The sequence below is a fragment of the Citrobacter sp. TBCP-5362 genome (genome assembly GCF_005406305.1).
In the GTDB taxonomy this organism is placed as follows: Bacteria; Pseudomonadota; Gammaproteobacteria; order Enterobacterales; family Enterobacteriaceae; genus Citrobacter_B; species Citrobacter_B koseri.
In genome coordinates, this window is the sequence record NZ_CP040234.1 from 2,042,962 (window position 1) to 2,065,698 (window position 22,737).

The 22,737-nt window shown below is 50.7% G+C and carries 11 protein-coding genes; 8 read left to right on the plus strand and 3 right to left on the minus strand.

The features are described 5' to 3' along the window. Positions 1-25 precede the first annotated feature (25 nt). Both irp2 and ybtA read right to left on the minus strand, forming a co-directional pair. Entirely contained in the window at positions 26-6,133 is a 6,108-nt protein-coding gene (gene irp2, locus FD428_RS09810; RefSeq protein WP_058649274.1) for a yersiniabactin non-ribosomal peptide synthetase HMWP2, read from the minus strand. Positions 6,134-6,323: 190 nt separating this feature from the next. Continuing rightward, positions 6,324-7,283, minus strand: coding sequence for a yersiniabactin transcriptional regulator YbtA (gene ybtA / locus FD428_RS09815; protein WP_047051938.1), 960 nt, complete (start codon positions 7,281-7,283; stop codon positions 6,324-6,326). Between the two features lie 381 nt (positions 7,284-7,664). Between ybtA and ybtP the strand changes: the two genes are divergently transcribed. The 5 genes from ybtP to FD428_RS09840 all read left to right on the plus strand — a co-directional run bounded on the left by ybtP (position 7,665) and on the right by FD428_RS09840 (position 15,098). Continuing rightward, the gene (gene ybtP / locus FD428_RS09820) at positions 7,665-9,377 is read left to right on the plus strand and encodes a yersiniabactin ABC transporter ATP-binding/permease protein YbtP (RefSeq protein ID WP_162790479.1); all 1,713 of its coding nucleotides are present in this window, start codon (positions 7,665-7,667) and stop codon (positions 9,375-9,377) included. Further along, positions 9,364-11,166, plus strand: a complete 1,803-nt coding sequence (gene ybtQ / locus FD428_RS09825; protein WP_047066781.1) for a yersiniabactin ABC transporter ATP-binding/permease protein YbtQ — start codon at positions 9,364-9,366, stop codon at positions 11,164-11,166. Before ybtP ends, ybtQ begins: the two co-directional genes overlap by 14 nt. Continuing rightward, complete coding sequence (ybtX, locus tag FD428_RS09830) at positions 11,159-12,439, plus strand: yersiniabactin-associated zinc MFS transporter YbtX (protein WP_114847824.1); 1,281 nt, start codon at positions 11,159-11,161, stop codon at positions 12,437-12,439. Before ybtQ ends, ybtX begins: the two co-directional genes overlap by 8 nt. 27 nt (positions 12,440-12,466) lie before the next feature. Beyond that, positions 12,467-13,783 carry a yersiniabactin biosynthesis salicylate synthase Irp9/YbtS gene (ybtS, locus tag FD428_RS09835; RefSeq protein WP_114847825.1) on the plus strand — a complete coding sequence of 439 codons (1,317 nt, stop codon included), beginning with the start codon at positions 12,467-12,469 and terminating at the stop codon, positions 13,781-13,783. A 334-nt stretch (positions 13,784-14,117) separates the two neighbouring features. Beyond that, complete coding sequence (locus tag FD428_RS09840) at positions 14,118-15,098, plus strand: Shedu immune nuclease family protein (RefSeq protein ID WP_114847826.1); 981 nt, start codon at positions 14,118-14,120, stop codon at positions 15,096-15,098. A 451-nt stretch (positions 15,099-15,549) separates the two neighbouring features. Here FD428_RS09840 and FD428_RS09845 read toward each other — a convergent pair whose 3' ends face one another. Further along, a complete protein-coding gene (locus tag FD428_RS09845) occupies positions 15,550-16,263 on the minus strand; it encodes a hypothetical protein (RefSeq protein ID WP_123907479.1) in 714 nt (237 codons plus the stop codon). 282 nt (positions 16,264-16,545) lie between these two features. On the opposite strand from FD428_RS09845, the gene FD428_RS09850 reads away from it, so the two are divergent. Genes FD428_RS09850 through FD428_RS09860 form a run of 3 tightly spaced genes read left to right on the plus strand, consistent with a single transcriptional unit; the run spans position 16,546 to position 22,518 of the window. Beyond that, the gene (locus FD428_RS09850; protein WP_114847828.1) at positions 16,546-17,757 is read left to right on the plus strand and encodes a DNA cytosine methyltransferase; all 1,212 of its coding nucleotides are present in this window, start codon (positions 16,546-16,548) and stop codon (positions 17,755-17,757) included. After that, the gene (locus tag FD428_RS09855; protein ID WP_114847829.1) at positions 17,754-20,726 is read left to right on the plus strand and encodes an ATP-binding protein; all 2,973 of its coding nucleotides are present in this window, start codon (positions 17,754-17,756) and stop codon (positions 20,724-20,726) included. The genes FD428_RS09850 and FD428_RS09855 overlap by 4 nt, the downstream gene beginning before the upstream one ends. Then, positions 20,719-22,518, plus strand: coding sequence for a response regulator receiver domain (locus FD428_RS09860; RefSeq protein WP_114847830.1), 1,800 nt, complete (start codon positions 20,719-20,721; stop codon positions 22,516-22,518). The genes FD428_RS09855 and FD428_RS09860 overlap by 8 nt, the downstream gene beginning before the upstream one ends. Positions 22,519-22,737 lie beyond the last annotated feature (219 nt).

Consider the following 22,737-nt stretch of genomic DNA (forward strand, 5'->3'; position numbering starts at 1 on the left):
CCGGGGAAAATCAGTTTGCTTCGCGCTATATCCGCCGCTGACGACGGCGAACAGGGCGAGGACGTTTTGTTTTCTCCACCGTGGCGACGCCGGCCAGATAATCGGCCAGGGCGGCAGGAGAAGGGTGGGTGAAGAGGTCAAGCAACGTCAGGGTGGAAAATTCGTGACGTTGTAACAAAACATGCAGTTGCACCAGATTCAGCGACGTTGCGCCCGCCTCAAAGAAGTTTTCTGCGGGTGTGACAGACTCGCCAACCACCTCGCGGAAGGCGTCGCAAATCAGGCTGACGGTGCTCTCGTCCGCCGCAATGTGTGGCTGAGAGTGCTCAGGGCATACGCGCGGTGAGCGCTCTGCGCATTGCCCTGCGTGTTTAACGGGAGGCACCAGCGCGGCGAGCGGCAGTTGCCAGCCGCTTTCATCCTCGGCCATTCGGTTTAGCAATGCGCAATACTGTTCAAACTGGCGCTCCACCTGCCCGGCAGGAAACAGCGCGGCGACAAAATCCCAGTTAAAGCGCAGTTCGCCTTCGGATTCATAAACCTGGTGATCGAGCCAGACCTGCGGCGTCTGGGAGATGCCCCAGACCGGTTTGAGCAGATTACGCCGGGCGAGGAAGTTATCCTGCTCAAAGCCCAGCGCGCTGGTAAAGACGACGGGCATCGGAACGGCAGGCACGTTTTGCCGTTGCGCCAGTTGACGCATCACGCGGATAGCTGACACATCGCGGTGGTTGAGGTTCTGGCTCAGCCGCTGCTGTAGTGACTGTGCGCTGTGCAGCCAGCTTTCGCCGGGATGCCAGCTCAGCAACATCAGCGAGGTGAAATCGCCCAGAATCTGGTTGATTTGCGGGTGCAGCGGTCGCCTGTCGAAAAGCGTAAGGTTAAGCGTGAACTCAGGCTGCGCACTCCATGCAGAGAGAACCGTTGACCACACCGATAACAGCACGGCCGACGGGGTGAGATGGGCGTCAGCCGCCCGTTTTTTCAGCCGATGCCAGCGCGTGCTGTCCAGCGCGCCGTTCAGGCGGGCGAAGCGCGGTGTTTCAACCTCCTGAGGCAAGCATCGCAGCGGCAACGCAGGCGCCGGAGGAATATCATCAAGCTGCGCCTGCCACCATGCCAGAGAATCTGGATTGGGCGACTGTAGCGAGGGCTGTTGCAGATAATCCCTGAAGGTGACGGGCAGCGGCGGAAGCAGCTGTTGCGGGTAGCGGTAGCCGTGCTCCAGCTCCGCCAGCAGGATCTGCATGCTCAGACCGTCAAGCAACAGGTTATCCAGACACAGCCACAGGCGGGCGGGCATCCCGTCCACGTATCCGACCTGGAGATCGAATACCGGCCACACTTCGGGGTTGAGTACCTGATGCGCCAGTTTTTCGCGTACCCGCAACGCCTCTTCAGGCGTATGGAGGGTGTGTGCGGGTATCACCCAGGGGGGCGTCTGTTCGAGCACCTGTTGCTGTCCATCACGCACGACGGCGCGCAGCATATCGTGGCGGGCGATTAATCGGTTCCAGACCGTCTCCAGCCGGGTGAGATCCAGATCGGCAATTTCAAATTCAACAAAGAAATGTGAGCCGACGCCGCCCAGGGCAAAGCCTGGCTGACGTCCCACCAGGTAAGCCTGCTGCACGTCGGTAAGCGCAAAGGGCTGGTAGCGATCTTCAGGGGAGTGGACGAATGGTTGTTCGACCGGGACGTCGGTTTTCCGCAGCGTGGCGGCAAAATCCGCCAGCCGGGGATGATTAAACAGGTCGCTTAATTGCGCTTCATAACCTGCCTGATGAAGTTGCCCGGTCAGACGGGTCGCCAGCAGGCTATCGCCGCCTTGCTGGAAGAAGTCGGTTTCTCTGGTGACATTGCCAGTCGATAAGAGTTGCTGCCAGAGGGCGGCAACCTGTTTTTCAATGTCGCCCTGGGGTAAATCCGCTTCGGCCGGGTTTTCCGCTTCAGGGGTATGACGACGCTTCAGCGCCTGATAGTCAATCTTCCCGTTAGCCGTCAGCGGTAAGGCGTCGAGGAAAACGATCCGTTGCGGCACCATCCACCCCGGCAGGCGCCCGGCGAGGGCGGCCTGAAGTTGACGGGGATCGCGGCGCACCTGCCTGTCAGGGCATTGTAAGAGGAAGCGTTGTAACCCCGCGACCTCATCGCCATGCTGACAATTGAAGGCGGCTGCGCTAAATAATGCCGCCCAGTCGGCGCTGTTATGCAGCAAGGCCTCCGGCTGCCCATCGGTTAACAGAAGCGTGCTGAGCAAGGCGGACGGCGTTAACTGGCGAAACTCCATCACGTAGAGCAGCGCGCCGGGAACGGCAAGCTGTTGTAATGTTGCAAGGAGCCCGGGATCTTCCGGCAGCAGACGATGCAGGGCGTTATTAAGCCAGATAATGTCCGCCGAGTGAGCGTGCGCCGCCAGCGTGTCTGCATTCCAGAGGGACAGACGGGCGCCAGGCCAGGGGGCGAGCCTCTGCCGGGCGCTCAGCAGCATCTCCTGGCTCTGCTCAAGCCCGACATACTCAATCTGTCCGGCGTTGAGCTGTGCTAACAGCGATTCTGCGGCGCGGCCGGTGCGGGTTCCCACCTCAAGCAGGCGTACCGGGCGCTGTAAGCGCTGTGCAAGCTGTTGGCAAATTGTCGCCAGTTCCTGAATATACGGGGCGCTGGCCGGATGGTTGAAGGCCAGGCTTTCCGGCGACCACTGCGCGTCGTTCAGTAACGACAGTTCGTCGCGGGCGCCGCGAAGAATTTGCGATAACGTTAAGTCATGTCCGCTGAAATGCGGGTGCTCATTCTCGCGTTCTTCACCAGCGCAGACCTGATAACCTTCAGCAGCGGGCTTCAGTCGCTGTTGTGTCACCAGAAATGCTAACCAGCGTTCCACCACGGCCTGCCAGCGCGGCTGGATAGCGAGTGAGTTCATCAGGGGGAGAGGATCGGCGCCAGCGGTGTGACCCGGCTTCAGTTTTAACAGGCGATGCTGAAGGAAATCGGCTACCTGTTCTGCGGAGATCTCTGGCGAGATGGCGCAACAGGGCAACGTTCCCGCAAGCGTGTGCCACACCTGCGGCAGTGCCGGGTCCCGATGATCGGTAACGCAAAAAGCCTCGCCCTGAGGAACAACGTATGCCGCCAGCGTTTTTTCTTTTTCGCCGATCGCCAGAACGGTTGCTTGTTTCACCCCCGCCAGCTGGCTGAGCGCGCTTTCGATTTCGCCCAGCTCGATGCGATATCCTCCGACTTTGACCTGCTTGTCGCGACGACCGAGGAACTCTATTGTGCCGTCTGGCCAGTAGCAGCCGAGATCGCCGGTGCGATACCAGCGCTCGTCCGGGAGCGTCAAAAATTGCTGCTCGCTGCGCAGGGGATCGTTGAAATAGCCTTCCGCGACCCCGATGCCGCCAATCCATAATTCACCCGGCACCCAGTCAGGGCAGTCCCGGCCCCGTTCATCCACCACCCGGTAGCGTTGGTTGGTTAGCGGAAAACCGTAAGGGATGGAGCGCCAGTGGGCGGGGACGTCGTGAATTTCGCAGGCGTTAGACCAGATAGACGCCTCGGTGGCGCCGCCCATCGCGATAAATTGTCCTTGTGGCCGGAAGGCCCGATAACGGGCGGGGAGGTCAAGCCCGATCCAGTCGCCGGAAAGCATCACTGCGCGCAGGTTTTCCGGCGTGGCGTCGGCGAAACCTTCACACCAGGTCAGCAGCATATCGAACAGCGCCGGGACGCTGTTCCAGAGCGTGACCTGATGGCGCTGGATCAGCTCACACCATGCGTGAGGATCGCGCCGTTGATTTTCCATCACCATCACCAGCGCGCCGCCCGCGCGCAGTACGCCAAAAATGTCGTAAACCGATAAATCAAAATGCAGGGCGGAGAGGGCCAGCACCCTGTCATGTGGGCCAACCTGATAGCGGGTATTGATATCGCAACAGGTGTTGAGCGCTCCCTGGTGAGAAATGACTACCCCTTTCGGCGTGCCGGTAGAGCCGGAGGTGTAGATTATGTAGGCCGGTTGCGTGGGGGCGCGTACCACCGGGTTGACGATCGGCTCCGCCTCAATGGCCTGCTGCCAGGCAAGGACGGGAATATCGTCTGACCCGGCGCTGGCGTCGTGCTGGCAAATAAGCACCAGCCGGACGCTGGCGTCAGTGTAGATTTTCTCGCGCCGTGCGGCAGGCTGGTCCAGCGAAACCGGAACGTAAACCGCCCCGGCCAGCAGGACGGCCAGAACCGCAACAAGTTGTCCTGCGCCTTTCGACATCGTGATAGCCACATTATCGCCGGGCTGAACCCCGCACTCGATTAACCTGCCTGCGCAACGGCGGGCATAGTCTGTCAGCTCATGATAATTCCACTGATAACGCATGTCCGTTACCGCCAGCGCCTGCGGCTGTTGCAGAGCGATACGGAAAATGCCTTCATGCAGCAAACCTTCGGGAATGGGGGCGCCGGTGGCGTTGATCCGTTCGCGTATCGCGCGCTGGCTGGCGGGCATCATATCTGCGAACGGCTTTTGCCAGGCGCTTTCGTCATCGCAGAGTTGGTTAATCAACTGGCAGTAGGCGTCGAACAATGTTTCGACTAACGCCGGAGGGAACAGCGCGTCGTTGCTGTCCCATTGTAGCCAGACCTCGCCGTGATGCTCGAACGCCAGATGATCTATCCAGACCTGCGGCGTTTGCGAGATGCCCCATTCCGGCTCGCCCAACGGCGATTCTGCGCGGCTGCTGTAGAGGGAACGCCCCAGATTGCTGGTAAATACCACCGGGGCGCCGTGGGGGTAGCGCTGCTGGCGTTTGAGTTCACGGAGTAATTCGACGCCGGACCAGTGGCGATGCTCCCAGTCCTCCGTAAACGTGAGCTGGTTTTTACGCGCCAGGTTGCTGACGGTATCGCCGTCGCAGGCGGTATCCAGCAGAAGAATATTGGTGAAGTCGGCAAGCATCGCGCCAACCGCCGGGTGCAGCGGCTGGCGGTCGAATAAGGTGATGTTAAGCAGCAGACGCGTCAGGCCGCCCCAGCGAGCCAGCACGGCAGAAAAACAGGTCGCCAGCGCCATTGTTGGCGTCACGCCATATTCGCCGGCCCGGTTGCTAAAGGCGTGCCAGCGTGTTGCCGGGACAATCATGCGGCGTCGGGTATTACGGACTTCACGCAGCGTGGCGGGTTCGCAGGCCAGCGGCAAGACGGGCGCAGGGGGAAGCGTCGATGCTTTCGCCAGCCAGTAAGCGCGCGCGTCGTCTCTCAGTGGTTGATTGATCTTCTGCTGGTGCAGCAAATACGAGCGGAAATCATAGCGGGTGTCGATAGCCGACAGCGATTCTCCGGCCAGCAAGGCGTTAAGCTCATCGAAGAAAAGCGTAAAGCTGGAGGCATCCATAATCAGCAGGTCAATATTGACATGGAGGCGGTGGCGATTGTCCGGCAAGAGCGTCAGCTGAAAATCAAACGTTTCGCCGATCTCCACGCGTAAAAGACGGTGGCTCAGGCGCTGGCGCAGTGCGTCCAGATAGGCCTGGCGGCTTTCAGCGTCGTTATGGCGTAAATCATGAACGGTGACGCCGTTCCAGTAAGGTTGCGGTAGCCAGACCTGCTGCCCGTCGGGGCGAAAGGCGATATGCAGCATTGGGTGGCGTTGCAGCAAGGTCGTGATGGCCTGCTCCAGCTGCGACGCCGTCAGACAATGGCCTTCAAACTCCTGATACAGGTGGCAACCCACGCCGCCAAGCGTCTGCCCCGGCATGCGGCCCGTCAGGTAGGCGTGCTGTACCGGCGTCAATGGGAAGGGGGTACTTTCGGTCATGTTCGGCCAGGATGATTCGTCGGGCGGCGTTTCTTCTTCCGCGTTCTCCGGCGACCGGCTGAGCATTAACTGGTTCCATGCCGCCAGCGTGGGGGCGGCATACAGCTCGCGAAGGGTAAGGCGGTAGCCATTTTTACGAAACCAGTGTAACCATCTCATCAATCTTATTGAATCCAGGCCGGCCTGGATCAGGTTGCTTTCGTCATGTAACTGCTGCGGCGTTAAATTCAGTTCCTGTATAAGCCGCTCGCGTAATTGTTGGTAATCAGCCGCGTGGCGGTTGTCCGGTAACAGCGAATCCTGAGATGGTGCGCCAGAAATCATTCTTCCTCCTGATGGCACGTCTTACCGAAAAACATTGCTCATATGAGAATAATAATTATTAACAATTGGATGCTACCCGAAACGGGTTTATTTATGCCCGTTTCGGGTTGGTAACAGGCGGAAAGAACAGAGGCCCGGATGGGGTATCCGGGCCTCTGTCAGGGAGGAGTTTAGGGGGGCGCGACCCCGGTTACATCACGCGTTTAAAGGTCGAAGGGGTTACGCCAAACTGTTTCTGGAAGGCGGCAGAAAAATGGCTGGCGTTGGCATAGCCCAGATCGGCCGCCACCGTCATGACGGAGGTATTGCCGTTGGCCAGGCGTCTTCTGGCTTCCTGCATTCGTTCAGCCTGAAACAGGCCATAGACGCTGTTGTTGAACAGAACGCGGAAGCCTCGCTTAATTTTGAGAACGCTCAGACCGGACTCTCTGGCCAGCTCCGCGACGCCCGGCGCTTGCGTCAGATCAGCCAGCAGCAGATCCTTCGCTCGCAGCAGTTTCTGGCGTTCCATCGGGTTGAAGTGGCAGGAGAGGCAACTGGCGTCTTCGCGATGTTCATCCAGCACCAGACTGAGCATGACCAGACTTTGCCCCTGCAACCATAGCGTTGACGGCTTTTGTTCATGGCTGAAGCCGCCGTGCATGCGCATCAGCGCGTGACGCAAGGCCTGAGCCGTTAAGTGGGTTTCAGCATTACAACGCTGCTGCTGGCAACAGCAGTGGGAGTCGATCTTATTCTTAATGACCGCGCTAATATCCGGCACCCACAGCGCGAGGGTTTCAGGGCTGAAGGAGAGGGTAATGCTCTCGAATCGGCCACAATAGGAGGCGCTGCCGCGGCAGTCTGGCGTATGGGTAATGTAATGGCGATTGCGCGCAAGCTCCCAGTCGGTGCGGCGCCTGAGTCCCTGAATCGCAAAGCGCGATGTGCCTTCCAGGATGCACGAGAAGTTAATCCTGCCCAGATCGTCGTGTAGCTGCAACGTCTCAGGCCGCGCAAAATGGCCCCTCCAGAGCAAAATATCCATACCTTCCTGCAACGAACAGCGCAGCAGTTCACACTGAGCAGGAATATTGCCATCGTTTGCAGGTTTCCCGACCACCAACTGGTGAATAGAGATTTCAGATTGCGTTTGCGGTGACTCCGTCATGACCTGGTTATCTCCCTGTGGCTTAGACCAATGCGGGCATATACCCGTCATATTTCAAGTTGCATGTGCGTTGGCTACGCTCACTCACCCCAGTCACTTACTTCTGTAAGCTCCTGGGGCTTCCCTCGCTTGCCGCCTTCCTGCAACTCGAACTATTTAGGGTATAAATAGAACCGAATGGGGTAGATGAGTTATTGATAATGGTTATTATTCACATTAATTCTCAGAACGCCACCCTGAATTGTCGTTTTTGGCGTCCGTAAAAATTCATCAGGAAATTCAGTTACTCCCATGTCATCTCAATCATCCAATACTGAATCGCTGTCCCGATTTCCTCTCTGGCAGGTGATTACACCGGTTCGCAGGAAGGTTATTTTAGCTATGGCGCTGGCGGGGCTGGCGGCATTAACCAGCCTGGGGGCGCTCCTTTTTCTGGCGTGGAGCCTGCGTGACATTCGCGCGACGCCTGACGCTATTCCGGCCTGGCCGCTGGGCGGCGTGATCGGCTGCGTGGTCTTAACTTTTGTTCTGCGCTTGCAGGCGTTCAATACCTCTCATTACGCGGCTTTTCATCTGGAGAACATTCTGCGCAGCAGGTTAGCCCGTAAAGCATTGCAGCTTCCGCCTGGTGTGTTACAGCAAATGGGTAGCGGGTCAGTGGCGAAAGTGATGCTGGATGACGTGAAGTCGTTACATATCTTTGTGGCCGACAGCACGCCGCTCTATGCCCGCGCGATCATCATGCCGCTGGCGACAATCGTTATCTTGTTCTGGCTGGACTGGCGGCTGGCAATCGCGACGCTGGGGGTACTGGCGTTTGGATCGGTTGTTCTCGTGCTCGCCCGCCAGCGTTCGGAAGATATGGCTCAGCGTTATCATAAGGCGCGCGAGCAGGTCAGTGCGGCGGTTATTGAGTTCGTGCAGGCCATGCCCGTGGTGAGAACGTTTGATAGCGGCAGCACCAGTTTTTTGCGCTATCAACGCGCCCTTGAAGAGTGGGTCGATGTGCTCAAAACCTGGTATCGCAAAGCCGGTTTTTCAGCGCGTTTTTCCTTCTCGATTCTGAATCCTCTCCCGACCCTGTTTGTCCTAATCTGGTCGGGATACGGCCTGTTGCACTATGGCAGTCTCGATTTTATCGCGTGGGTGGCCGTTTTACTGCTGGGCAGCGGAATGGCCGAAGCCGTAATGCCAATGATGATGCTCAATAACCTGGTCGCGCAAACGCGTTTAAGCATTCAACGTATTTATCAGGTTCTCGCGATGCCGGAGTTATCGCTGCCGCTGTCTGACCAGCAGCCGAAAGAGGCGAGCATTACCTTTGAGCAGGTGAGCTTTCATTATCCGCAAGCGCGTACTGGCGCCGCGTTGCAGGAGGTGAGCTTTCATGTGCCTGCCGGGCAAATTGTGGCGCTGGTCGGGCCAAGCGGCGCCGGAAAAAGCACCGTGGCGCGCTTGCTGCTGCGTTATGCCGACCCGGACAAAGGCCATATCCGTATTGGCGGCGTGGATCTGCGTGATATGCAGACGGACACCCTGATGAAGCAACTCTCGTTTGTGTTTCAGGACAACTTCCTTTTTGCCGACACGATAGCCAATAACATTCGTCTGGGCGCGCCGGATACGCCGCTGGAGGCGGTAATAGCGGCGGCCAGAGTGGCGCAGGCCCATGATTTTATTAGCGCGCTGCCAGAAGGTTACAACACGCGAGTCGGGGAGCGCGGGGTATTTCTCTCCGGCGGCCAGCGGCAGCGCATCACTATCGCCCGGGCGCTTTTGCAGGATCGCCCCATCCTGGTGCTTGATGAGGCGACGGCGTTTGCTGACCCGGAAAACGAAGCGGCGCTTATCAAAGCGCTCGCGGCGGCCATGCGCGGCCGGACGGTCATCATGGTCGCGCATCGTCTCTCAATGGTGACTCAGGCCGATGTGATATTGCTGTTTTCCGACGGACAGCTCAGGGAAATGGGGAACCATACGCAACTGTTGGCGCAGGGCGGCCTGTATCAACGGCTCTGGCAACACTATCAGCAGGCGCAGCATTGGGTGCCGGGTGGAACACAGGAAGAGGTGGTGGAAAATGAAAGACAATAATCCTGCGGATAACCTGGCCTGGCGCGTCATCTGGCGCCAGCTTATCTCCAGCGTTGGCAGTCAGGCCAGGATGCTGCGGCGCAGTATGCTGGCGCTGTTGCTGGCGGCATTCATGCAGGGGATCGCTTTTGCCTGTCTTTATCCAATCATTGATGCGCTGTTACGGGGAGACGCGCCGCAACTTCTTAACTGGGCTATGGCCTTCAGCGTTGCCGCGATTGTGACGCTGGCGCTACGCTGGTATGGCCTGGGCTTTGAATACCGTGGTCATCTGGCGCAGGCCACCCATGAGTTGCGCCTGCGACTTGGCGAGCAGTTACGCCGCGTGCCGCTGGAGAAGCTCCAGCGCGGCAGGGCGGGCGAAATGAACGCCTTGCTGCTGGGCAGCGTGGATGAAAACCTTAATTATGTTATTGCGATAGCCAATATTTTGCTGCTCACCATTGTCACGCCGCTGACGGCGTCGCTGGCGACATTGTGGATAGACTGGCGGCTGGGGCTGGTGATGTTGCTGATCTTCCCTCTGCTGGTGCCGTTTTATTACTGGCGCCGCCCGGCGATGCGGCGACAAATGCAGACGCTGGGGGAAGCGCACCAGCGTCTGAGCGGCGATATCGTTGAATTTGCTCAGGGGATGATGGTATTGCGCACCTGCGGCAGCGATGCCGATAAAAGCCGGGCGCTGCTGGCGCATTTCAATGCGCTGGAAAACTTACAGACCCGCACTCACCGTCAGGGCGCTGGCGCGACGATGCTGATCGCCAGCGTCGTGGAGTTGGGCCTACAGGTGGTGGTGTTATCCGGGATCGTCTGGGTGGTGACGGGCACTCTGAACCTCGCCTTTCTGATTGCCGCCGTCGCGATGATTATGCGCTTTGCAGAACCGATGGCGATGTTTATCAGCTACACCTCGGTTGTGGAACTGATCGCCAGCGCCCTGCAACGGATTGAGCAGTTTATGGCGGTAGCGCCGCTTCCCGTCGCAGCGCAAAGCGAGATGCCGGAACGTTATGATATCCGCTTTGACAACGTCAGCTATCGCTACGAAGAAGGCGACGGCCACGCGCTTAATCATGTTTCTTTGACGTTCCCGGCAGCCAGTATGAGCGCGCTGGTGGGTGCCTCCGGCGCAGGCAAAACCACGGTCACTAAACTGTTAATGCGTTATGCCGATCCGCAGCAAGGGCAGATTTCTATTGGCGGCGTCGATATTCGCCGCCTGACGCCGGAACAGCTCAATAGCCTGATTTCTGTTGTTTTCCAGGATGTCTGGCTGTTTGATGACACGCTGCTGGCGAATATCCGTATCGCGCGCCCACAGGCGACGCGACAGGAGGTGGAAGAGGCCGCCCGCGCGGCGCAGTGCCTTGAGTTTATTTCCCGTCTTCCGCAAGGCTGGCTGACGCCAATGGGGGAGATGGGCGGCCAGCTATCGGGCGGCGAGCGCCAGCGGATTTCCATTGCCAGAGCGTTATTGAAAAACGCGCCGGTCGTCATTCTCGATGAACCGACCGCCGCGCTGGATATTGAAAGCGAGCTGGCGGTGCAAAAAGCGATCGATAACCTGGTTCACAACCGGACGGTGATTATCATCGCTCACCGTTTATCCACCATCGCCGGGGCCGGAAACATTCTGGTGATGGAAGAGGGACAGGTGGTGGAGCAGGGTACTCATGCGCAATTGATCTCCCGTCATGGACGTTATCAGGCGCTGTGGCAGGCGCAAATGGCCGCGCGCGTGTGGCGCGACGAAGAGGTTTCCGCGTCTGGAGAGTGGGTGCATGAGTGATGTTCAGTCGAATGTGAAACCGCTGACGTTGACGACCGGGCGGGTGATTTTTGCTATTGCCGGCGTCTATGTGACGCAGAGCCTGGTATCGGCGCTGTCTATGCAGTCCTTACCCGCGCTGGTGCGCGCTGCTGGCGGCTCGCTGGCGCTTGCCGGTGCGACAACCCTGTTCATGCTGCCCTGGGCGCTGAAGTTTATTTGGGCGCCGTGGATCGAGCGCTGGCGGCTTCCGCCCGGTAGCCAGGAACGCCGTTCGCGGATGTTAATCCTGCGTGGTCAGGTCGCGCTAGCGGCGATCCTGATGATTGCCGCAGCGATTGGCTGGTTTGGGCGAGAAGGGGGATTTCCCGATACGCAAATCGTCGCGTTATTTGTTCTGTTTATGGTGGCAGGCACGGTCGCCTCCACCATTGATATCGCCAGCGACGGCTTTTGCGTCGATCAACTGACCCGCGCGGGTTACGGCTGGGGAAACAGCGTGCAGGTTGGCGGCAGCTATCTGGGAATGATGTGCGGCGGCGGGGTGTTTCTGATGCTGTCGGCAGCATCCGGCTGGCCTGTCGCCATGCTGATGATGGCGGTGCTGATTATGGCGCTGTCACTCCCGCTGTGGCGCATTACGGAGCCGACGCGAACAGCGACTATCCCGCATGTTCCGGCGTTAGGTTATGCGCTAAGGAGGAAACAGGCACGCCTGGGCTTACTGCTGGTATTGATGCTGAATTCAGGCATGCGGTTTGTGCTGCCTCTCCTGGCGCCGCTGTTGTTGGATCATGGGTTGAGCATGTCCGCGTTGGGCGCGCTGTTCAGCGGCGGCAATATTGCAGCGGGCATAGCAGGAACGCTGGCCGGTGGATTACTGATGAAATACACCTCACCCGGCAGAGCGCTGTTGACGGCTTATGGCGTCCAGGGGATCGCGCTGCTGGCGGTGGTGATGACGCTCATGATGGCGCCGGGTCATCTGCTGCTGCCGATTCTCCAGTGTCTGGTCATTGTCCAGTCCATTTCGCTGGCCTGCGCGCTGGTCTGTCTTTACGCCACGCTGATGTCGCTTTCATCGCCTTTGCAGGCCGGTGTCGACTTCACCCTCTTTCAATGTACTGACGCGGCAATCGCCATTCTGGCAGGCGTTATCGGCGGCGTTGTTGCTCAACATTTTGGCTATGCGGCCTGCTTCCTGTTTGCCGGGGCATTCACGTTGCTGGCGGCGTGGGTTGCTTATATCCGGCTGCATTCGGCAAGAAAACTGATGACCAGCGCAATTGATTGATCCGGGAATAACACAGAGAGGTAAGGGATGAAAATCAGTGAATTTTTACACCTGGCGTTACCAGAGGAACAATGGCTGCCGACGATTTCTGGCGTTTTACGCCAGTTCGCAGAAGAAGAGTGTTATGTCTATGAGCGTCAACCCTGTTGGTATTTAGGCAAAGGGTGCCAGGCACGGCTGCACATTAATGCCGACGGAACGCAGGCGACATTTATTGATGATGCCGGGGAGCAAAAATGGGCGGTGGATTCCATTGCCGACTGCGCGCGTCGTTTTATGGCGCATCCTCAGGTGAAAGGACGTCGGGTATATGGACAGGTTGGGTTCAATTTTGCGGCGCATGCGCGGGGGATTGCCTTTGACGCCGGGGAGTGGCCGCTGCTGACGTTAACCGTTCCCCGTGAAGAGCTTATTTTTGAAAAGGGAAATGTCACCGTTTATGCGGACTCCGCCGACGGGTGCCGACGTTTGTGCGAGTGGGTAAAAGAGGCCAGTACAACGACGCAGAACGCACCACTGGCGGTGGATACCGCCCTCAATGGCGAGGCGTATAAACAACAGGTTGCACGCGCCGTTGCAGAGATCCGCCGTGGTGAGTATGTCAAAGTGATTGTCTCGCGCGCCATTCCCCTGCCATCGCGGATTGATATGCCTGCCACGCTGTTATACGGGCGGCAGGCAAACACGCCTGTGCGCTCGTTTATGTTCCGTCAGGAAGGACGCGAAGCGCTGGGCTTTAGCCCGGAACTGGTGATGTCAGTGACGGGCAATAAAGTGGTCACTGAACCGCTTGCGGGCACCCGCGATCGCATGGGAAACCCGGAGCATAATAAGGCGAAAGAGGCAGAACTGCTGCACGACAGTAAAGAGGTGCTTGAGCATATCCTTTCTGTCAAAGAAGCTATTGCTGAACTGGAGGCCGTTTGCCAGCCGGGCAGCGTGGTGGTTGAAGATTTAATGTCGGTTCGCCAGCGCGGCAGCGTTCAGCATCTGGGGTCTGGCGTGAGCGGTCAGCTTGCGGAAAACAAGGATGCCTGGGATGCGTTTACCGTGCTGTTTCCGTCGATTACCGCCTCAGGTATCCCTAAAAATGCTGCCCTGAACGCGATTATGCAAATTGAGAAGACGCCGCGAGAGCTTTATTCCGGCGCAATCCTGCTGCTGGACGATACGCGCTTTGATGCGGCGCTAGTTCTGCGTTCCGTATTTCAGGACAGCCAGCGCTGCTGGATACAGGCGGGGGCGGGAATCATCGCGCAATCTACGCCGGAACGCGAACTGACGGAAACCCGGGAGAAATTAGCGAGCATTGCGCCCTATTTAATAGCGGCAGAGCAGGGGTAGTCGGGTGAGATTGCCCGTCCAGGCAGTCAGCGGCTGGTTATTAATGTGAAGTGCAGCGTTATGAAAAAAATCCACGCTTTGGCGTGGATTTTTGTTATTCGTGAAAGGTGACTCTTTCACGAAGATGGGTCAATGACGAGTAAAGCTTCCGTTCATGAATACCCGTTTCGGGCAGATTTATGCTCATTGCGGAGAATCTTCACTCAAAAACGGTGAGTGGAAATCTACTGACAAAATCGTATGATGCAGGTAAAGATACTCGAATATGTTGTACGCATCTGCAAGATGTGCGTCAGGATAAATAAAATACACTGCGAAAGTTGAGGTTGTGCTAATGGAATTTGAGGCGGAACAAGTAACCTTTGAGAGAAAGATAAGACGTTATCTCTCCGCTAGCGTGAAGCGGCAGGTAGCTATATTGAGCGGCTATCGATGCTCGTTTCCAGGTTGTGATCAAAACCTCATGCTTCAGGACTCATCATTTATTGGTGAAATAGCTTCGATTGAAGCCATTCACTCTCACGGGCCAAGACACAACCCTTCTAAAAATGCAGACCAACTATTTCAAACAGAAAACTATCTTCTGTTGTGCCCGAATCATCATGCGATTATTGACAGACAGCCGGAAATATATTCGACTGAGTGGCTAAGAAAGGCCAGGGAAGAACATTTAAATAAAATATCAGAAATAGTGTCTGCCTCGAAGTGTGTAGCAGAGGTCAAGCTGGATGAGCAGGTCGAAATCTCTTTAGAGGAAGCAATAGGTGTTTGGAAAGTAAATCGTGAAAATGCATCCGAGGAATTCTGGCAAACTCTTCTACAAAAATGTCCAGCTGTATTATCACAGATATTTCCGCAAAGTATGTTTCAGTTAGGCAGTAAATGCTATGTTGGTGGAAAATCGATAAACAATTCGGGTGGTAATCTTGTCGATTTTATCTACGCAAGCAGACTGACTGGAAATATAGTATTGGTCGAAATAAAGACCCCAAAGACGATATTGCTGGGGAAAAGATATAGAACTAATGCCTATTCAATTAGCGAAGAACTATCTGGGGCATTTGTTCAGGTGTTAAATTATAAAGACCAATTAATGAAGGAATATTTCAAACTAAGTGAAGGTAACGGAGGTGATTCATTTTTGGCATTCAACCCTAAATGCTTAATTGTTATTGGTACACTTGAGTCGGAGCTTAAAGATAATAGTCAATACAAATCATTTGAGCTATTCAGAAATAGTATGACAAACGTTGAGATTGTCACTTATGACGAGCTATTTCAAAAGGCTCAAGACATTCTGGATATGATCAAATAACATGTAATATCGTTTTTAGCCGACTTCCGCCTGTCATTGCGGACAAGAAGCCTCATACAAAGGATAATTTATAACTACAACCACTTAAGGCGTCTACAAAATGGGTGGCTATTCAGATTATAACCACCGCTATACTCAGTTCCGACCGCACTTCCATGATATCAACGGATACGCTATAAATAAAAAATCCACGCAATTGCGTGGATTTTATGGCTTTTTGTGGCCTTTACGAGGTTTATTGAAACCTCATAAGACAACAATTAGACGTTGAACCGTGATTTATTCTTTATTCTTTTGATTTAATCGATTTTTATTTAATTTTTAATAATTCGTACTCATTTATGTACTCACTTTATCAAAAGCAACAATTTAGGAAGTATGGCATTCACTTTTGGCCGAAAACTGGTCAAAAAATCTATGCGTTGGTGATCAAATGGTGTCCATTAAACCGTTATTCCCAAACCACCTCAGTTGCGAGATAGTTATGTATTACTGAGCGGACTGTCAGTATGCCTTGTTGAAATACCACGTATCGATAGATGTCATCTTGAACAATAACCCAACCATCATCTAAGTCTTGACCTGTCATGACACGAGTCATCATTCTACTTCCAACTTCAGGCCAGCCAGCAAAGGGTCCACCAGTTTCTTCGAAGTCGTTACGTTGGTTTTGATTCATAGACATTAGCGGAACGGCACTTACAGAGACTGGATCGTCCAACATTGGCTCTCCGTACTCGTAGAAAGCATGGCCTCTGGCATTTTTCAAAATAACCCGATGTATGCGTTCTATTTCAGGTAGCCAAAGAATCTGCTGTCTGCCATATTCATCCACTGTAATCTGCTTAGCTGCCTGTAGTCGAGCAGCCAGGGATGGGTTACGTGTAAGTGCCCTCCCGATTTTTGGATTTTTCTGCGCTGAAGGGTCTGTGCTTCCTGCCTCCACACAACTCAGAAAAGTAACGAAGTACTCTTCATCCAATGAAAAGCTGGTATTACATTCCTTGCATACTTCGACTTGTGGTACATGGGGCGGCAGAGGTCTTTCTAGTAACCCTTTTGTCGGAACGTGATCTCTGTTTGTATGACGATCAATAATGGGCGAACCGCAATGGATACACCAGGCTTTGTGCCGATCATCGGTAAAATGCTCTATTTCTTCCATACATCCTCTCTAAATGTCATATTGCTGTTGCTTTTTTGTTCTGTAAGCCACGCAGTTTCAACGATTAAAAAGTTACTGATGCATCAACCAGGCCATCCCATGTACATAAAAACTAGTATCAATCCTGTTGTTAGTCGCAGTAAAGAGTGTTTGGTGCTTTTGATATCATAGAGATAACACGGATCACACGATTTTCCACTAGTAACATTAACTGGGGGTATCTGATACAAATGTTGCGTATAATGCTGGCATCAAAACTTAAAAAGTCTGAGTAAGATTAAATTGAAAGCAATTGATTTATTTGCTGGTGCGGGAGGTTTTTCGCTAGCAGCCTTTGAGGTTGGCATTGATGTTCAAGCCGCAATTGAGCTTGATAAGCAAGCCTCTGATACTTACTACTATAACCTTGTTGAGAAGCTTGGCGCACAGACTCAGGTGTTTTCCCAAGACATCAATGATGTTGATATTGGCTCTATGATGAAGTTTCAGGGCATCAAGCAGGGTCAGCTTGACATTTTGCTCGGTGGTCCGCCATGTCAAGGGTTTTCATCACACCGCATTAATGATGCAGGAAAAGATGACCCAAGAAATGCTCTATTGATACGTTACTTTGATTTCGTTAAGAATCTAAGACCAAAAGTATTTCTGGTTGAAAATGTGCCGGGTCTCCTTTGGCCTCGCCATGCAGAGTATTTGAACAATTTTATCGCTCTCACGAGAGCACATGACTATCAAATCGTTGGTGATCAACCCTTCATTCTTAATGCGAGAGATTATGGTGTTCCACAGAGCCGTAAGCGTGCTTTCATACTCGCAGTAAGAAAAGACATATGCACTGATGGTTTTGAATGGCCTCCAAAAGCGACTCATACCAAATCGGGTTCAAGGGCGTGGGCAACATCTTCTACTGTGTTTGAACGTCCTCCTCAATCAGTATTGATTGAGCTAAAAGATAGACTTATTGAGAAATTTGATTTCACAATGGAAGACGCTGAAACCTGCATTAAGTCGTTAAATTGGGGTCAACCCGTAGATTCCAATGATCCATGTCATGTTCATATGATGCATTCTCCTGAACTGACTTCTCTGTTTGAAAACACCCCTCTCTTAGGGGACAGAACTGAATCGGGAAGGATATTGGATTGTCATAAAAATTACAGTGGCCATCTGGATGTGTATGGAAGAATCTATCCCCATATACCATCAAATACTGTTACTACGGGTTGTAATAACCCTTCGAAAGGCCGTTTTGTTCATCCGTGGCTACCGCAGGGGATTTCTCTCAGGCATGCTGCGCGTTTACAGACATTCCCTGACGATTATGCCTTTTTGGGGGGATCAATGTCTGTTGCTAAACAAATTGGAAATGCTGTCCCTGTGGAACTTGGTAAAGTGCTGCTGGGAACAATAATGAAACTACTATCAACGCAGCCTTCCCATGAGGTTAAAAATAATTCCAGGGAAGTAGATTATGGTAAGGAATGTACAAAATGACTCAACATGTTACGTTTCAGACTAGAGCAAGGACGATTGATCATCTAGGGCGAGAGCAGATAGCTGACTGTCCTACAGCTATATCGGAGCTTTGGAAGAACGCTTATGATGCTTATGCAAGACAAGTAAGTCTTCACATCTTTGATGGGGATTTGAAGATTTCAGCCATTGTTGATGATGGCCACGGTATGAATCGTAACGAATTTGAATCAAAATGGCTCATTGTAGGGACGGAATCAAAAACTAATGGTTTCTCTATTCCTGAAAATGATCGAGATGGTTTACCGGAGCGTCCAAAGCAAGGTCAAAAAGGGATTGGTCGCCTGTCATCGGCAGCTTTGGGACCACTGTTATTACTCATCTCAAAACGAAAAAACAGTGATTATGTTGCGGCTCTTATAGATTGGCGGTTGTTTGAAAACCCGTTCTTATTTTTGAATGATGTTCAAATCCCTGTCAGCGAGTTTAACCATAAAAATGATCTATCAGAGGTACTTCCAAAATTATTTGACCAGATGATGGGGAATATATGGGGCAACTCAGATGATCCTGCTCGTACAAAACGGATAGCGGATGCCTGGAATGCTTTTAGCAAACAAGAAAATGAAGATGGATTAGAAGTTACTACTCAAGAAAAAATAGAAAAAACATTGATACAAGATGTATTCAAAGAAAACCATTTTAGTAAATGGGGTGTATGGTCAGGTGATTCTTCACATGGAACAGCCATGTTTATCGCTGATGTTCAATATGATATTTATATCCAGTTATCAAATACTGAGCTTAATCAAGCTGATGACACTGAAAAAAGTACTCGGGAGCGATTCTTTCAAACACTTTCAAATTTCACTGACCCTTTCTCCCGTAATAATGATGAATCGGTAATAGACGATTTTTCATATAGCGTCACTGGTTGGATTAATGATGTGCCGAGGACAATCATTGGAGAAAATCGAGAGTTTGATCTAAGAAATCTTGAGGATTTAGAGCATATCATTGAAGGGAAAGTAGATGCTGAAGGTTATTTCAAAGGTAGAATTAGGGTTTTTGGCGAATGGATTGAAGAATATTCAATAAAACCGAAACAAGTGTACAAAACACGAAAAGATAGCGCTTTTGGTCCATTTCACTTACGAATTGGATCTTTTGAATGGAATTATAATAGTTCGTCATTGAATGATTCCCAGCATGCATATTTTATTGAACAGTCAGAAAAATATGGTGGATTGAAAGTTTATCGAGATGGGCTAAGAGTTATGCCATATGGACGGGCTGACAGTGATTACTTCTCAATTGAAGAACGGCGATCTAAGAATGCTGGACGGTACTTTTGGTCTAACCGTCGTATGTTTGGGCGTATCGCTATAACGCGCGAAGACAATCCTAACTTGAAGGACAAAGCTGGTCGAGAAGGGTTTATTGAAAATCGCGCCTCAAAACTGTTTCGTGAAATAGTTGAGAAGATTCTCTTAGATTCAGCAGAAAAACACTTTGGTAGGCTTGCTAAAGAGCGAAAAAGCACAATTGATGATCTCAGAGAAAAGAAAGCTCAGTTAAAGGCCGATGAGGATAGGAGTAAATTACTTAACCAGGAACGCACACGTATACGGACGTCAATAAAACGTAATATGGCATCTCTAATAAATCTTGTAACCACATTATCTGAATTTAAAGATAATCTGGCAGGGAGATTGAGTTTAGATTCAATTGATGAGCTACAAGCGCTTAAGAAAACTACCGATGAATTTATTGAGAAAATTCAGGGCTATTCATTGAGTCCTATACCTACAAATCTTGGTCGTTTGGAAGAAGATTATCGAGCTTATAGGAAAGAAGAATTACTTTGCAAAGAGATGGTCAAGGGTCTCTCATATGTAATAAACAAAGCTATTGCAGATTCTACACAAAAAAGTGACTACGAAAAAGCACATGAAGTTTATCGCAGCAAATTGGCAAGTATCAATAATAGCATTACAAGATATGCTTCCCGCGGTAAAGAAATGCTTGTCAAGCAGCAGGTTGAACTCGAAGAGTTAATTAAAAATTGCCGAGAGCAATATAAACTTGTTATGGAAGAAAGTCTTGAGGACTTAAACCTTAGGAGAATATCATTACCAGTAGTGCTTGAGAAATTAGATCACGAACAAGAGAAAATTGAAATAGAAAATGCTCAAAAATTATCTCCATATGTCACAGCACTTGAGCGTATTAATGAACAGATTGATCTGGAAGGCCTCGCCATCCACAGCATGAATGAGTCCGTTCGTTATAGAGATGAATTAGCTCGGTTGCATTCGCTAGCGCAGCTCGGAATTACAGTCGAAATTATCGGTCATGAACTTGATGGATTAGATCAAGAGCTTACCTATGCATTGAAAGTGATAAAAGATGATCAGTTGACTCCTACTCAAGCGAAAAATATCGATGTGGCATTAAATTGCCATAACTCATTAATTGATAAGCTTAAATTTCTTTCTCCTCTAAAACTATCCGGGAAGAAAGAGATTCAGAAAATTACAGGTTTAGGTATAGAGGAATATATAACAGGATATTTTTCTAAACAACTCTCGACAGCAGGTATAAAGCTTTCATGCACTCCTGAATTCAGGAATATATCGATTATGGATTTGCAGTCAAGAATCTTCCCAGTATTTATAAATATAATAAACAATTCCATATATTGGGTGCAGAGGAGTGAAGGCAATAAAAAAGAAATATTACTATCATATTCGGATAATGAGGTGTTTATCAGTGATGATGGTCCTGGTGTAGATGTTGATGATCTCGAAAGTCTCTTTACCCTGTTCTTCACTCGGAAACAAAAAGGTGGGAGAGGTGTAGGGCTTTATCTATGTAAACAAAACCTAATGGCTGGTGGACATCGTATTCGCTATGAGGCTCGAGACTCTTTCAAAAAACTTAACGGTGCAAATTTTGCAATTGCGTTTAAAGGATTGATCAATGACTGATATGGTAATGACTTATCCTGATCTTATAAAGGAAGCTTTTATAAAACCTATCCGTAACGTTACTGTTATTGATGATGAGTATCCTACGCTTATTTCATTGATTGAACAAAGAAATCAAGAGGTTGTTGGTGGTGAGGAAACTCTTGCATTAGTAGGTGCAAATACAGAGAGACTCAAGAAAATAATTACTATGTGTCACTCTACTTATAAGTGGAGTATAGATGTTTTCAATGGTGGAACACCAAATTTCGGTGGGGATGAAGAGATACCTCCACATATTCATCATAGTGATCTAATTGTGTTAGACTATCATCTCGATGGAGATGCAGCCGCAGATAAAGGTATTCGTGCCCGTAAAATCATTCAGTCGCTTGATCAGAATAATCACTACAATATAACTCTGGTGCATACCAAGGGATATGTAGGTGATATAGAAGATGTATTTAAAGAAATTTTAATAGATTTTATTCATATTGATCCTGCTCATCCGTTGATTCCCTCTGAAGATACAATTGAAAGAATGAATGAGTGGTTGGATGCGCATGAGGACGGAAGGGATTACCGTTGGGTCAATGAAGAAATAAACCTTCGTGAAGTATTTAATGTTTATTTTTCGGATTCCCCTGAAAAGTTTATCAATCCACGAAAACCAACACATCCACTAAATCCATTTTTATCCGAGATAAATGATGTTGTTCAAGAGTCTGGTTTAACTTGTATCGATCTAATGAAATGGCGTTTTCATGAGATTTTGGTGAGAAATGAAGTTAACATCGACGGATTATCTAGAGCTGATTTACAATGGCATTGGGATAGCGATACCAATTATATTAGCACGGGTAAAACCTTCATTTCGGTTATCCGAAAAAGTGAGGAAAACCCCGAGCGCGAACTTATTGACGCGCTTATCGTGGCGTTAACCAAACATAATGCTTCTCCCATGCATCTTTTAATGGCAAAAATGCGTTATGAATTAGATGAAAATGGGATAGAACAAGCTTCTAGAATTATAAGTAATAGATATGCCCAAGCAGGTTGGCTCTACAATCTTCTTCAACATGCTAATGATGATTCAGCTCATGACAAGGCAATTAACTTACATTGGGAACAATTAGCAACAGCCTCACGCTTAGTACTCCGTGATTTTTCTAAAAAGATAATGTCAGTTGCTAAAAATGACAGCCCAAACGACGGTAAAGAATTTGTTCAGAAATTCTTTAGTGAATGTATGAATAATAAAGACTTAGCGTTAGGACATCTAAATGCCTTCTCTTGTTCTATGGAAGTAAATAATGATCATCTTATCACTGGTACAGTTTTGGATATCGAAGGTGATATATGGGTATGCATTACTCCTGCCTGTGATCTGGTTCCTGGGCAAAAGGTGACTCAATGGCAGTCACGTATTGGGGAATCACACATGGTTTTTAAAGCGGTTAGATTTACCAATGTGAACTTAGAAACAGCAAATAGTAAAGCGAATCGGAATGAATATATTTACCTCAACATTGATGGTACACCGAAAGCATATTGGTTGGGTACAGATAACCCACCTTGGGATACATTTTATGCCAACAACCTAGGTCGATATGGAGACGGACATAAAGTATCTGTAACCGCTGTTCGTGAAGATTCTGCTGTCGAAGGTAAACCATTAGTTATACGTCCCTTAGCTGCTTACGCTGTAGCAGAGTTGCGTTATGAGTATGCTCTGAATCTGTTGCATAAGTTTGGTGTATCGCAAACCCGAGTAGGGCTTGATTTCCAAGAAAATACTAATATGTGGGTTTAAGTGCTTAAAAAATCCTCTATGGCGAGAATGTTTTAACTGGAATATTAATCCGAACGTAGAAACAGAAACATTATCATCGGTAAAAGTTAGGTAATGTAGTAGAAGTGACCAGTAATGGCTGCTTCTACTACAATAATTAATTCAGGAGAAATATTTTTTTGAAGGTGTGTTAAATTAAACTTGAGGATGAATTTTTTAAATAATAATATAAAACTTACT